Below are 12,820 nucleotides of genomic sequence, written 5' to 3' on the forward strand. Positions count from 1 at the left end.
GAAGACAGGAGTCAGTCACATGGCGCAGTTCGTGCTGCTCATGCCTTTCCCCTCACCCCCGCATCACATGCAGCCGGTGCGAGAGCCAGTGGCGCAGGCCCAGCTGGTGCAGGCAGTAGCCGCCGAGCAGGCCCATGGCGCTGCCGAGCAGGGTGTCCCACAGGCGGGCGGCGATGACTTCGTTGACCATGCCGGGGTTGCCGGCTTCGGCGAGGAAGATGGTGAGCGGGGTGATGAAGACCACGGCAAAGGCGTAGTGCCGGACCACGACGAATTCGATGAGGGTGCTCAGGGTCATCATGGTCAGGCACATGTACCAGACGTTCATGTGCAGCGACAGCAGCCCCCAGGCCAGCACCACGCCCAGGGCGGTGCCGGTGATGCGGTGCAGCTGCTTGCTCCACACGGCGCGGAAGTTGATGCCCTGCAGCACGGCGATGCAGCTCACCGGCACCCAGTAGGGGCGGGGCATGTCGAGGATCTGCGCAAGCAGCAGGGAGGCGCCCACGAACAGGGCGACGATGACGGAGTCGCTGACGACGAGTTCCATGTCCTGCTCGACGGGCATGATGGGCTGCTCCGGCACGCCGCGTGCCATGAGGTACAGGGTGTAGAACAGGCCCAGGATGCAGGCCATGAGGGCGCCCATGAACAGCAGGCCCACCTGATAGGGAATGTGGTCGACGGGCAGGGGCATGTAGGCCGCGATCATGGCCGCCATGAGAAAGAACAGGTTGCCGGGTGGGGCGATGCGGAAGTAGCGGCTCATGAGGGTGAGCGCAAAGGTCAGGACCGTGATGAGCGGCACCATGAGGTGCGGAAAATGGTGTGCGACGAGCCCGAACAGGAAGCTGGTGGTCATGCACGAGGCGGCGCACAGCATGAACACGATGCGGTGCGCGAGCTTGGTGTGCGGCATGTACAGAAACGTCATGCCGCCGAGGCTCGACACCAGACCGTATTCCACGTGCTGGAAGTACGCGCCGATGAACAGGGGCACGCCCGAGGCCATGGCGGCCACGAAGGGCATTTCCCAGCGCCGCTTGGCAGGGTTGAGTTTCCAGAAGTCGTCCCATTGCTGCATCAGCAAGGATTTCATGCGGGCTCCCTTGAGGTGAGAGGAATACAAAAACAAAGAAAGGTCAGGCAGGTCAAGGCGACACATCCCGGAGCTGGGCGATCGGCAGTGCCGGGGCCGAGGCAGACCGCCCTGTCATGAGACGCGCGGCGTGCTCCGGCCTCTGTCCGCCGGCCACGCGGGGGCGGCTGCATGGGTGTCCCTCTTCACGGCGCGCTGTGGATCGGCCGCCACTGGCTGGCAGACTGCCGCTGTGACGGTGACTGCGGCAGCGTTCCGGCCGGAGCCGGAAATGGTGCCGCGAGAAGGAGTGGCGCGGCGTCCTCCTGCCGGAGAGAATGCTTGCTGCCGACTGGCAGTCGTGGGCGCCGGATGGTGAGCAGAGAGGTGCGCTGAAGGTACAGCGCACGACTCCGCCGGGGGTAACCGCACCCGACTCCGTGCGCATGCCTGAGCCACTTCCGCGAGGAGGGGCATGGGCATGGGCATGATTCTGCCCCAAAGCCAGAACCCGAGAAGGGCGCCGCGCTGTGCGCCACGGACGGTGTGCTTCGGTGCGGGGCAATGGTAAGCTGCCCGCTGCCCGCTGCCCGCTGCCCGCTGCCCGCTGCCCGCTGCCCGCTGCCCGCTGCCCGCTGCCCGCTGCGGCGGGTCGGGGTTTCTTCTGTCGTTCTTCTGCATTCTGGTCTGGTCGTGTCCGTGTTTTCGTCTTCTTCCCTGCCTTCCGATGTGGCAGGCCGCCGTCGGTTCGATCCGATGGTGGCCATGCTGCCGCTGGCGGCGTTGCTGGGTGTGCTGGGGGCGTGCACGGTGCAGGGGTTCCGCTGGGCGCTCGATGCGCTCATGGGGCTGTATTCCAGCCAGCACCATCTGGTGGCGGCCGCTGCGGCACTGGCGCCCTGGCAGCGGGTGCTGGTGCCCTGCGTGGCGGCCACGGCGGCCGGGCTGGTGGTGTGGGCGGGGCAGCGGCTGCTGCGCGGTGCTCCGGGGCCCGCCTACATGGAGGCCGTGCGCGTGGGCGACGGCCGTCTGCCGGTGGCGCCCAATGTGGTGCGCGCAGGGGCGTCGCTGCTGGCGGTGAGCGGCGGCATCACGATCGGGCGGGAGGGGTCGATGATCCAGCTTGCGGCGGTGATGGCCTCGCTCGTGGGGCGGCTCTCGCGCATGGACGAGGCGCACCGGCGGCTGATCGTGGCATGTGGTGCGGCAGCGGGCTTTGCCGCGGCCTACCATGCGCCGATCGCGGGGACGCTGTTCGTGGCAGAGATCATTCTGGGCGGGCTGCACCTGCGCGTGATGGCGGCCTTGCTGGTGGCTGCCATGATGGGGGAGCTGACGACGCAGACGCTGTTTGCCGCCGGGCCGCTGTACCTGACCCGGGCGGTGCCGCCGATCAACTTTGCCGATCTGGTCGATGCCTGCCTGCTGGGGGTGCTGGCGGGGCTGGTGGGGCCTGCCTTTCTGTGGCTGCTGGAGCGCACGCGGCAGGGGTTCGAGCGCCGGGTGCCGTGGGTGCCGCTGCGCTTCGGGCTGGCGGGGCTGGTGATCGGGGGGCTGTCGGTGATCCGGCCCGAGGTGTGGGGCAACGGCTTCAGCACGGTGCAGGCTTTTCTGACCGATCCGTGGACGCTGTCGGCGCTGGTGCTTGTGACGGCGCTGCGGCTGATGGCCGTGACGGTGGCGAGTGCGGCCGGGGTGCCGGGCGGGGTGCTCACGCCCACGCTGGCGCTCGGTGGGGCGCTGGGGCTCATGGTGGCGCAGGGCGTGCAGGTGCCCGGTGGCCATGCCGATCAGGCGCTGTGGGCACTGGCGGGCATGAGCAGTCTGCTGGCGGCCATTACCCATGCGCCGGCCATGTCGGCGCTGATGGTGTTCGAGAGCACGCGCAGCTACAACGTGGTGCTGGCCGCCATGCCCGCGTGCGTGCTGGCGTCGGTGCTGTCGAGCATGCTGCGCCCGCGGTCGGTGTACAGCAAGGCGCTGGGGGCGCCGGTGGCTCCCGCAGGCTGGGCCGCCCTGCCGCCTCCTGAGACACGGGGAGACAGGGAGGAAGACGGGAAATCGGGCGACGAGGCGGCAGCCGCTACCGCCGCCGCCGCCGCCGCCGCACCACAGGGCGACGAGGATCTGCCCCCGGTTGTCGCGGAGTCTGCTGCACCCGAAGACGCCGGCGTATCCCCAGATGCTGGGGCTGGTGCTGGGGTAGCCGTCCGCACGGCAGGGCGCGGGCCGCAGGGGGGACAATGACGGGTGCTGCCGTGTGTGCGTGTGCTGCTGTCGTTGCCGTTGTGTTCTGCCATGTCGTCGTCTTCTTCGTCCTTGTTCCCGGGGCTGACTGAGCCCCCGTCCCCGTCTTCTGCCACTGCCGTGCTGCCTGCGGAGCTGCGGGCGATCCAGTCGGCCACGCGCCGGCATCAGGCGGCACACGGGTGCAGCGCCCATACCTTCGAGGACGGGGAGGGGCTCTGGCGGCTGGTGGCAGCGCTCGCGCCCCGGCGCGTGCTGGAGTTCGGGACCGGGCTGGGTTACACGGCCTGCCTGATGGCCTGGGCCAGTCCGCAGGCACAGGTCGACACGCTCGAAGGCGATGCCGCCCATGCGGCGCTGGCGCGGCAGCACATTGCGCAGTGCGGTCTGGCCGGGCGGGTGCGGCTGCACGAGGGCTCGTTTTCCGTCACTTTCCCGGCGCTGGACTGTGCGCCGGGCAGTGTGGACATGGTGTTCTTCGATGGCCATGTGCCGCCCCATGCCCTGCTTGACGCATGGCACCGGCTGCTGCGGCCCGGGGGCTGGCTGGTGTGCGCCAACCTGGAGCTCAACGGCCCGCAGGGCTGTCGCAGGGCCAAGGCCGATCTGCGCGACGGGGCACGCTGGCAGCTGCAGCCTCCCCTGGAGGGCGGCCAGACCTGGGTGGCCTGCCGGGTGGAGGGGCCACGGCAGCAGGCCCTGGTGCACCCGCCGATAATGCGGGGATGAATGTCTTTCAGCGCGCACTCGATCTGGCCGCCCAGGCCCTGACCCTCAGCAATCCCAATCCCCGCGTGGGCTGTGTCATCGTGGATGACGTCGGCCGCGTGCTGGGCGAGGGCCACACCCAGCGCCGGGGCGGCCCGCATGCCGAGGTCATGGCCCTGCGCGACGCCGCACGGCGCGGGCACGACGTGGCCGGCGCCACTGTGTACGTCACGCTGGAGCCCTGTGCCCACCATGGCCGCACGCCTCCCTGCTGCGATGCGCTCATCACGGCCCGGGTGGGCACGGTGTGGGTGGCCCTGCGCGACCCCAATCCGCTGGTGGCAGGGCAGGGCATTGCGCGCCTGCAGGCGGCGGGCATTGCGGTGCACATGGCACCCGACGCCGTGGCCCATGCCGCGCGCGAGCTCAATCTGGGTTTTCTGCGCCGCATGGAGCAGGGGCTGCCGTGGGTGCGGCTCAAGACGGCTTCGTCGCTCGATGGCATCACGGCGCTGGCCGACGGGGATTCGCGCTGGATCACCGACGAGCCGGCGCGCGCCGACGTGCAGCACTGGCGCGCGCGGGCCTGTGCCGTGCTCACCGGCGTGGGCACCGTGCTGGCCGATGATCCGCTGCTCAACGTCCGCCTGCCGGATACCTCCCGCCAGCCGCATCTGGTGGTGGTGGATGGCGCGCTGCGCACCCCGCCGCAGGCCCGGCTGCTGGCCGTGCCGGAGCGGCAGGTGTGGATCTACGGCGTGCCGCCTGCGGAGCCGGCCGCGCGCGCAGCGTGGGAGGCGCGGCGCGAGGCCCTGTGTGCGGCCGGGGCACAGGTCGAGGCCTGGGGCGCCGATGCGGCCGGGCGCGTCGATCTGGTCAGCCTCATGCCCGAGCTGGCGCGGCGCGAGGTCAATGAACTGCACGTCGAGGCCGGGGCCACGCTGGTGGGGGCGCTGCTCGATGCCGGGTTGGCCGACGAATGGCTGGCCTATGTGGCGCCGCTGGCCCTGGGGCCGGGCAGACCGCTGGCTGCGCTGCCGCCGCTGGCCCGCGTGGTCGATGCGGTGCGCTGGCACTGGCACGAGGTGACAAGCGTGGGGGACGACCTGCGCCTGCGCCTGCGGCGGCAGTCCCCGCAAGATGCCGCGCCCTGCGCATAAGGCGGCGCAGCGCCTCCTGCTCCTGTCGGCACGCGTCTGCCGTGCATCCGTCACACTTTGCGCACATGTGTGCGGAACTCCGGGCAGCGCAGGGGAGTCCGAACGGCAGAGGCCCGCTATGGTGCATGGTCGCGGATGGGATGCAGCCCAGCCTGAGAAGGTCGAGTGGCTGCTTGTCCTGATTGCCGTGTGTGGGTGTTCCGTTCCGTTTTCATCCCTTCCATCGGGGCCTCGGGGGCCCTGCCGAGGAGTTCTGTCATGTCCTTTGCTGTTTCCACTGCCGCGCGTACCGTGCGTTTGCTGCCTTGCCTGTTGCGTTGCGCCTGTGGGATGGGCGTGCTGATGGGGGCCTCTGGGCTCGCGGGATGCTCCGTGGGAGTGGGGGTGGGTGTGCCGATCTTTCCGGGCGTGTCGGTGGGGGTGGGGCTGGGGACGGGGGGTGCCGGGGCGGGAGTGTCCGTGCATTCCGGGCCCTTTGGCGTGGGGCTGGGTGTCGGGTCGCATGGCCAGGTCACTGCCGGCGCAGGCGCAGGGGTAGGGCTGGGCGGCCCGGTCGGTGTGGGCGTGGGAGCCGGCACGGTGGTGGGCACCTTGGGGAGTCCGACCCCGCAGCCGAATCCCACGGCTCCGGCCGGCGCGGCTGCACCGGCCACGGCGTTTCCGGCACCGGCATCGCGGGCTGGAGGCATGCCACCTGCCACCTCAGCGCCGGCGACGCCGGCTGCCCACGGAGGTGGGCAGGGGCTGGCGGCCTTCCGTGACTGGCCGTGGGGCGTGGAGGCGGTGCGGGCACCGAATCCCGCTGCGGCCGCCCCCGCGCCGTGACGTGACGTCCCCTCACGTGCCCTGCGCTCCGTGGCAGCCATCCGGGCAAGGGCCGTGTCTCTGCGGGAATGTCCTGTCATGCAGGCGTCACAAAGCCGCGACACCCGGGGCGGGAAGCCGGGACGCGCGCAGATAATGAGGGCATGAGCAACACCCCCTCGGCAACCCCTCCGTGGAAACGGCGCAAGGAGCGCATGCGGCTGCGGCACCACCGGCTGGTGCGGCGCGGGCTCATGTATTCGCTGGCGCTGGCCGCGGTCATCCTGCTGCTGGGCGGGGTGGGGTTCTGGCTGCTCGACCCCACCGTCTACACCTTCTCGGACGGGCTGTGGCTGGCGTTCACCACGGCAGCCACCGTGGGCTATGGCGACGTGGTGCCTTCGACCCATGCCTCGCGCATGTTCGCGGTGGTGGTGGTGCTGCTGGGGCTGGCCGTGCTGTCGATGGTCACGGCCTCGCTGGCCGCGATCTTCGTCGAGCAGGAGGTGGAGGTCGAGGACAAGCACAGCGAGCTGGAAATGCTGGCCGAGCTGCGGATTCTGAGGCACGAGCTGCATGTGGTGCGCCTCACGCTGGAGCAGCTCCAGGCACAGCGTGGCATCACGCAGGAGTCGTGCTACCAGAATGCGGCGTCCCCCTCCCTGTCACTGGCCTCGGTGGCCGATGCCCCAACTCCGTCGGCGGCAGAAGGCAGCGCCCCGATCGCTGCCGCAGCCCAGACAGCCCCCGAAGGCAACGGAGCCGCCGCTGCTGCGGCCCACCGCGAACCGGAACAGGCCGTCGCCCGCGAAGCGGCCTGATGCGCGGCAGCCCGGTGTTTCCGGCACGAGTCCACAGGCGAGCGTGAACCGCCATGGAGCAGACATGAAAAAGGGACGCACACGGCGTCCCTTGTCGTTGCGCAGGGGCCCGTAGAGGGCCCGCAGGCTTACTTGGCGGTGTAGTCGTACACGCCACGGCCGGTCTTGCGGCCCAGGCGGCCAGCGGCCACGTATTCGCGCAGCAGGTAGCAGGGACGGTACTTGCTGTCGTTGAACTGCTCGACGTACACCTCCATCACGGCCAGGCACACGTCCAGACCGATCATGTCGGCCAGCGCCAGCGGGCCAATGGGGTGGTTGCAGCCGAGCTTCATGCCGGCGTCGATGTCCTCGGGCGTGGCCACGCCTTCGGACAGCACGAAGAAGGCTTCGTTGATCATGGGCACCAGGATGCGGTTGACCACGAACCCGGGGCTGTTCTTGACGGTGATGGGGGTCTTGCCCAGCTTTTCGGCCAGTTCCTTGACGGTGTCATGGGTGGCGTCGCTGGTCTGCAGGCCGCGGATGAGCTCGACGAGCGCCATCATGGGCACGGGGTTGAAGAAGTGCATGCCGATGAACTTGTCGGCACGCTGGGTCTGGGCAGCCAGCTCGGTGATGGAGATGGAGGAGGTGTTGCTGGCGATGATGGCATCGGCCGGCAGCATGCTGTCGAGCTGCTGCAGGATCTTGTTCTTGATCGTGGGGTTCTCGGTGGCGGCCTCGATCACCAGGTGGCAGTCCTTGAGGTCGTCGTAGCTGGTGCTGCCCTTGATGCGGGACAGGGCAGCAGCCTTGTCGGCTTCGGTGATCTTTTCCTTCTTGATCAGGCGGTCCAGGCTGGCCGTGACGGTGGCGATGCCCTTCTGGACGGCGGGTTCGGCGATGTCCACCATCACCACGTCGATGCCGCTGGTGGCGCAGGCCTGTGCAATGCCGTTGCCCATGGTTCCGGCGCCGATGATGCCGACCTTCTGAATGCTGATGCTCATAGAATGCTCCGCAGTTGGTTGATGATTCAATGGATTATCTTAACCCGTGTCGGTGGCATTATGCTGCACTGCACAGCGGCAAGCCCTGTCCAATCCGGCCCTTTGTGAAAGATGGCACTTCCCGTGCCGGCTTTCGGGAGAGCGCCTCCGTTCCATGTCCGATTCCCCTGCCGATTCCGCCTCTTCCCCTGCGCAGCCCGCTGCGCGCACGCCGTCTGCCCGGGCCGGGCGCCCGCTCTCGCCCCAGCAGAAGGCCCTGCGCAAGCTCGGGCTCGTGCGGCCCATGGACTTTGCTCTCCATGTGCCCCTGCGCTACGAGGACGAGACCCGCATCACCCGCCTGAGCGATGCGGCGCCCGGCGCGACGGTGCAGATCGAGGGCGTGGTCACTTCCTGCGAGGTGAGCTGGGGCGGGCGCCGCCAGCTCGTGGTGACGGTCGATGACGGCACCGACGTGGTCACGGCGCGCTTCTTTCACTTCTACCCCGGTCAGCAGAAGGCGCTGGCCGAGGGGCAACGTGTGGTGCTGCGCGGCGAGGTCAAGATCGGCTTCATGGGCTGCACCATGCTGCATCCGGCCTTTCGGGCCGCCGGTGGCGAGCTGCCCGATGCGCTCACGCCGGTGTACCCCTCCTCCGGCAGCCTGCCGCAGGCCTATCTGCGCCGGGCCGTGGTGCAGGGGCTGCAGCGGGCGCAGACCACCGGCCTGCTCGCCGAAACCGTGCCCCCCGAGGCGCTGCGCGATCTGGCGGCGCGTCTGCACCAGCCGCCCTGGCCCCTGGCGCAGGCACTGGCCTATCTGCACCATCCTGCGCCCGATGTGTCCATGGCCGCGCTGGAAGACCGCACCCATCCGGCCTGGCTGCGGCTCAAGGCCGAGGAACTCCTCGCCCAGCAGCTCTCGCAGGCCCAGTCGCGGGCCGAGCGCGACCGGCTGCATGCGCCGCGTCTGCCCGTGCGTGCAGGCGGCCTGCACGAGCGGCTGCTGGCGGTGCTGCCCTTTTCGCTCACCGAGGCCCAGCGCCGCGTGGCCGAGGAAATCGCCCGTGACCTGCAGACCGGCCGCCCCATGCACCGCCTCCTGCAGGGCGATGTGGGATCGGGCAAGACCGTGGTGGCCGCCCTGGCGGCAGCCATCTGCATCGATGCCGGCTGGCAGTGCGTGCTCATGGCGCCGACGGAAATCCTCGCGGCCCAGCACTTCCGCAAGCTGCTCGACTGGCTCACCCCGCTGGAGGTGGGAGTCGCCTGGCTCACCGGGAGCCAGAAGCCGCGCGAGCGCCGCGAGATGCTCGCCCGCATCGCCAGCGGCGAGGCCGCCCTGGTGGTCGGTACCCATGCGGTGATCCAGGAGCGTGTGACCTTTCATCGTCTGGCGCTGGCCATCATCGACGAGCAGCACCGCTTTGGCGTGGCGCAGCGGCTTGCGCTGCGCGACAAGATGGCCCCGCCCGAAGTCCCCGGTGGGCCCGTGGCCGAACCCCATCTGCTCATGATGACGGCCACGCCCATTCCGCGCACCCTCGCCATGAGCTACTACGCCGACCTGCAGGTCAGCACCATCGACGAGCTGCCGCCGGGCCGTACCCCCGTGCTCACCAAGATCATCAGCCAGCACCGGCGCGATGAAATCGTCGAGCGCATCGGCCGCCAGCTTGCCGAGGGCCGGCAGGTCTACTGGGTCTGCCCCCTCATCGAGGAAAGCGAGACGCTCGACCTGCAGAACGCCACCCGCACCTGGGAGGAACTGCAGGAGGCCCTGCAGACCGCCCACACCCCCGATGGCCGGCCCGTGGCCGTGGCGCTGCTGCACTCCCGGCTGCCCGTGGCTGAGAAAAAGGCCGTGATGGAAGCCTTTGTGCAGGGGCATACGCAGGTGCTGGTGAGCACCACCGTGATCGAGGTGGGCGTGGACGTGCCCAATGCCAGCCTCATGGTCATCGAGCATGCCGAACGCTTCGGCCTGTCGCAGCTGCACCAGCTGCGGGGGCGGGTGGGACGCGGTGCGGCCGCCAGCGTGTGTGTGCTTCTCTACGCCACCAACGAGGCCGGCCGCGTGAGCGACACCGCCAAGGCGCGGCTGCAGGCCATGGTGGAAACCGGGGATGGCTTCGAGATTGCGCGACGCGACCTCGCCATCCGGGGCCCCGGCGAGCTGCTGGGTGCCCGTCAGAGCGGTACCCCTTTGCTGCGCTTTGCCGATCTCGATACCGATACCGAACTCATCGAGTGGGCCCGCCACTGGGCCCCTCACATGCTCGCCCACCATCCCCGCGAGGCCACCCGCCACCTCGACCGCTGGATCGGGGGGCGGGAGGACTACCTCAAGGCCTGAGAGCCGAGGCCCCAGGCGAATCGAACCGAATCGGCCGGAACCGGAACCCGTGTGCGGCCTGTTCTCAGAACGAGCGCGACAGCTCGATGAACGCCTGATTCTTGCGGGTGCGGTAGTAGAAGTGGTTGCTGTCGAGGCGATCCCCCTGCAGCGTCAGGCGCGGCGTGAGCCCCAGCCACTGCCAGTCCCGCCGCCACACCGACAGCCGTGCCACATACTCGGAATCCCGGCGCAGGATGTCGAAGAAATCCGGCCCCTGATACCAGCGCCGGATCGCGCTCACCTGCATCGACGTGGACAGCCCGTGCTCCCACTCCTGATCCCAGCCCAGCCGCACATCGGCCAGATGGTAGGCATTGCTCGCATCGCGGGCATGCTGGCCCCCTCCATCCACCCCGATCGTCCACATCTGCCGGGCCGACGGGCGATAGGCCAGCGTCACCGACGCCATGGACGTGTGTCCGTCCAGGAAGGAGCGGCTGCCGTAGACCAGCCGGCCATACTCCAGCGCCCCGAACACCTGCCATTGCGGACTCAGCGCATAGGTCTCCTGCACCCGTAGGCCCGGGCCATGGGAATACGGCGCCGTACCGAACCAGCGGTAGGCAAAGAAAGGCAGCACCCCCACCTCATGCCGGCCATTGCGGTACAGCATGCCCCCATAGAGCCGCGTCTGCACATCGTCATAGGCATGGTTGTCCCAGTAGGTCTTGCCCTCCACCGTTCCCAGAAGCCGCGCATACAGATGCGCATCGAGCTCCCAGTCCTTCACGGCCGATGCACTGTAGCCCAGCCCATGCCCGGCCTGCGGCCCCGGAAAGGTCCATACCCCGCTGGACGTGGCCAGCGAACGCTGCTGCGGGGCATTGTTGACATTGTCGTCCTGCAGATAGCGCACCCCCAGCGACACATTCCACTGCGTCTGGCGGTCGAGCGCCTGGATGTACTGCTCCACCAGACCCTGCACCGGAGCCGGCAGGGCGGCATCGCCCTGCGCCTTGCGGAACTGATCGCGCGCCGCCTCGGACTGCCGGTCCAGAAACAGCGTCATGGCCAGCTGCACACGCACCGGAGTCAGCTCGGGCCGGACCGCCAGAATGTGCCGGTATTCGTCGATCGCCGTGGCATACCGGCCCTCGGCACGCGCCACGAACGCACGGGCGAACCGCACCAGAATCTCATCGCGGTGGGGCAGCGAGGCATACAGCGGGAGCAGAAACCGCACCCCCTTGACATCCTGCCGCTGCACGGCAGAGTCCAGCGCCTTCTGCAGCAGCGCGGGACGCTGGACCAGCTCCTTGGCAGACAGCGTCAGCGTGGAGTTCGAAGAAGCGGGAGCTGCCTGCAGAGGCACCGGCGTGCGCGCCTCCTCGGCATGCATCCAGCCGGAGGTGATGTCGAAATTCGAGGACGGCAGGGTGTCTGGCACGCCGGGCGAGGCGGCGTGGGCCACAGACAGGGTTCCCATGACCGAGCAGAGGCTGCCGCACAGCCAGCGCAGGAGATCGGGAGTTTTCATGAAGGAAGGACAGGCGTGAACGGACGATAAAAAACCCCCGCCGGGGCGGGGGCCTGCGCCATGACCGCCCGCAGGCGGTGCAGGGGTGCGTCATTGCTTCCTGGCGCCGAAGGCTCCAATGAAGGGCTGACCCAGCGGGCTGGCGCCCGTGGTATTGCCGTTGTAGAACTGCCCGGCCAGCTCCGCCGCCTGCGGACCAAAGAACTTGCCGGTGGTCACGGTGCCGGTAGCCGTGTTGGTGCCCGAGAATGCGTTGCCGTTGAGGGCCGCCGTCAGATAGATGCTGGAGGCAGGCAGCTGGGCGCTCGAATCCAGATTTTGGGTGGCAGTCAGGGTCCCATTCAGGGTGTGGTTGAGGAAATCCACGCTGAAGTTTGAAGTGCCGGTAGCATTGATATAAGAATTCTGATTGCCGCCTTGTATGTAGAAGGTGCCCGCGTAGGTGGCTGTGCCCGTCACGGGCATGTCGCTTGGGGAAGTGACTTGGCCCTGATAGAACACATATCCGGATCTGTCTGTTTGTATGTCCGTATCCACAATACCATAGCTCGCATAGCTCGTGACATCGTAGTTGGCACCCCAGTGGACCGTGCCGGAGCCATCGCTCCTGGAAGCCGTGCCGGAATTGTTGGTGAAGGTGAAGGTATATCCATCCACCTTGAGCGTAGTCAGGGCTTCGGTCAGCGAGGAGGGAGCGATGTAGCTGGGGGCATCGCTCACGCTGGCCGTAGTGCCCGTCGAATCCGTGGGCGACCCAATGATGGCATACCCTTCGAGCGTGGTGGTGCCAGTGGTGGTGCCAGTGGTGGTGCCAGTGGTGGTGCCAGTGGTGGTGCCAGTGGTGGTGCCAGTGGTGGTGCCAGTGGTGGTGCCAGTGGTGGTGCCGATCGTGGTTCCAGTGGTGAGACCGGTACCGCTGCCACCGCTGGATGAACAGCCTCCCAGTGCCAGAACCACAGCGCCTGCCAGGCAAGTCAAATGCCAAGAATGCATTTTCATGTCTACTCCCTTTGTTTTGGTACAACTTTCTCTCTGCTTATGTTTCCTGCATCAAGAGGCAATTACAGAGAGTGTCAAAACTGTAGCATGAACGCACGATATATATAACGAGAAACATTAAATTAATTTAATATGGAACATGGCTTGTGAAGTGCAT

General features: G+C 68.2%; 10 protein-coding genes. 6 read left to right on the forward strand and 4 right to left on the reverse strand.

What is annotated here, in order from left to right:
* Positions 1 to 52 precede the first annotated feature (52 nt).
* Entirely contained in the window at positions 53 to 1,099 is a 1,047-nt protein-coding gene (locus tag ACP2WS_RS09810; protein ID WP_426460644.1) for an FUSC family protein, read from the reverse strand.
* Positions 1,100 to 1,777: 678 nt separating this feature from the next.
* Here ACP2WS_RS09810 and ACP2WS_RS09815 point away from each other — a divergent pair.
* The 5 genes from ACP2WS_RS09815 (at position 1,778) to ACP2WS_RS09835 (ending at position 6,818) form a co-directional block, all read left to right on the forward strand.
* Positions 1,778 to 3,325, forward strand: a complete 1,548-nt coding sequence (locus ACP2WS_RS09815; RefSeq protein WP_426460645.1) for a chloride channel protein — start codon at positions 1,778 to 1,780, stop codon at positions 3,323 to 3,325.
* Positions 3,326 to 3,376: 51 nt separating this feature from the next.
* Positions 3,377 to 4,054 (forward strand): O-methyltransferase, encoded by a 678-nt coding sequence (locus ACP2WS_RS09820; RefSeq protein WP_426460646.1) that lies wholly within the window; start codon positions 3,377 to 3,379, stop codon positions 4,052 to 4,054.
* Positions 4,051 to 5,193: a bifunctional diaminohydroxyphosphoribosylaminopyrimidine deaminase/5-amino-6-(5-phosphoribosylamino)uracil reductase RibD gene (gene ribD, locus ACP2WS_RS09825; RefSeq protein WP_426460647.1), complete on the forward strand. Its 1,143-nt coding sequence runs from the start codon at positions 4,051 to 4,053 to the stop codon at positions 5,191 to 5,193. The genes ACP2WS_RS09820 and ribD overlap by 4 nt, the downstream gene beginning before the upstream one ends.
* 258 nt (positions 5,194 to 5,451) lie before the next feature.
* Positions 5,452 to 6,018 carry a hypothetical protein gene (locus tag ACP2WS_RS09830; RefSeq protein ID WP_426460648.1) on the forward strand — a complete coding sequence of 189 codons (567 nt, stop codon included), beginning with the start codon at positions 5,452 to 5,454 and terminating at the stop codon, positions 6,016 to 6,018.
* Positions 6,019 to 6,161: 143 nt separating this feature from the next.
* Positions 6,162 to 6,818 (forward strand): potassium channel family protein, encoded by a 657-nt coding sequence (locus tag ACP2WS_RS09835; protein ID WP_426460650.1) that lies wholly within the window; start codon positions 6,162 to 6,164, stop codon positions 6,816 to 6,818.
* A gap of 128 nt (positions 6,819 to 6,946) precedes the next feature.
* Here the strand turns inward: ACP2WS_RS09835 and ACP2WS_RS09840 are convergent, their stop codons facing one another.
* Positions 6,947 to 7,804 (reverse strand): 3-hydroxybutyryl-CoA dehydrogenase, encoded by an 858-nt coding sequence (locus tag ACP2WS_RS09840; protein WP_374493486.1) that lies wholly within the window; start codon positions 7,802 to 7,804, stop codon positions 6,947 to 6,949.
* A gap of 160 nt (positions 7,805 to 7,964) precedes the next feature.
* On the opposite strand from ACP2WS_RS09840, the gene recG reads away from it, so the two are divergent.
* A complete protein-coding gene (gene recG / locus ACP2WS_RS09845) occupies positions 7,965 to 10,145 on the forward strand; it encodes an ATP-dependent DNA helicase RecG (RefSeq protein ID WP_426460651.1) in 2,181 nt (726 codons plus the stop codon).
* Positions 10,146 to 10,209: 64 nt separating this feature from the next.
* Here recG and ACP2WS_RS09850 read toward each other — a convergent pair whose 3' ends face one another.
* Positions 10,210 to 11,664: a surface lipoprotein assembly modifier gene (locus ACP2WS_RS09850; RefSeq protein ID WP_426460652.1), complete on the reverse strand. Its 1,455-nt coding sequence runs from the start codon at positions 11,662 to 11,664 to the stop codon at positions 10,210 to 10,212.
* 90 nt (positions 11,665 to 11,754) lie between these two features.
* A complete protein-coding gene (locus ACP2WS_RS09855) occupies positions 11,755 to 12,663 on the reverse strand; it encodes a transferrin-binding protein-like solute binding protein (protein WP_426460653.1) in 909 nt (302 codons plus the stop codon).
* Between the last annotated feature and the right edge of the window lie 157 nt (positions 12,664 to 12,820).

The organism is Brachymonas moutaii (nom. illeg.), assembly GCF_049977365.1.
In the GTDB taxonomy this organism is placed as follows: Bacteria; Pseudomonadota; Gammaproteobacteria; order Burkholderiales; family Burkholderiaceae_C; genus Brachymonas.

What these genes read in the sequence shown, in the direction of transcription:
- ACP2WS_RS09830 (WP_426460648.1), top strand. Translation starts at nt 5,452, where the DNA reads ATGTCCTTTGCTGTTTCCACTGCCGCGCGTACCGTGCGTTTGCTGCCT.
- ACP2WS_RS09850 (WP_426460652.1), bottom strand. Translation starts at nt 11,664, where the DNA reads ATGAAAACTCCCGATCTCCTGCGCTGGCTGTGCGGCAGCCTCTGCTCG.
- ACP2WS_RS09820 (WP_426460646.1), top strand. Translation starts at nt 3,377, where the DNA reads ATGTCGTCGTCTTCTTCGTCCTTGTTCCCGGGGCTGACTGAGCCCCCG.
- ACP2WS_RS09855 (WP_426460653.1), bottom strand. Translation starts at nt 12,663, where the DNA reads ATGAAAATGCATTCTTGGCATTTGACTTGCCTGGCAGGCGCTGTGGTT.
- recG (WP_426460651.1), top strand. Translation starts at nt 7,965, where the DNA reads ATGTCCGATTCCCCTGCCGATTCCGCCTCTTCCCCTGCGCAGCCCGCT.
- ACP2WS_RS09810 (WP_426460644.1), bottom strand. Translation starts at nt 1,099, where the DNA reads ATGAAATCCTTGCTGATGCAGCAATGGGACGACTTCTGGAAACTCAAC.
- ACP2WS_RS09835 (WP_426460650.1), top strand. Translation starts at nt 6,162, where the DNA reads ATGAGCAACACCCCCTCGGCAACCCCTCCGTGGAAACGGCGCAAGGAG.
- ribD (WP_426460647.1), top strand. Translation starts at nt 4,051, where the DNA reads ATGAATGTCTTTCAGCGCGCACTCGATCTGGCCGCCCAGGCCCTGACC.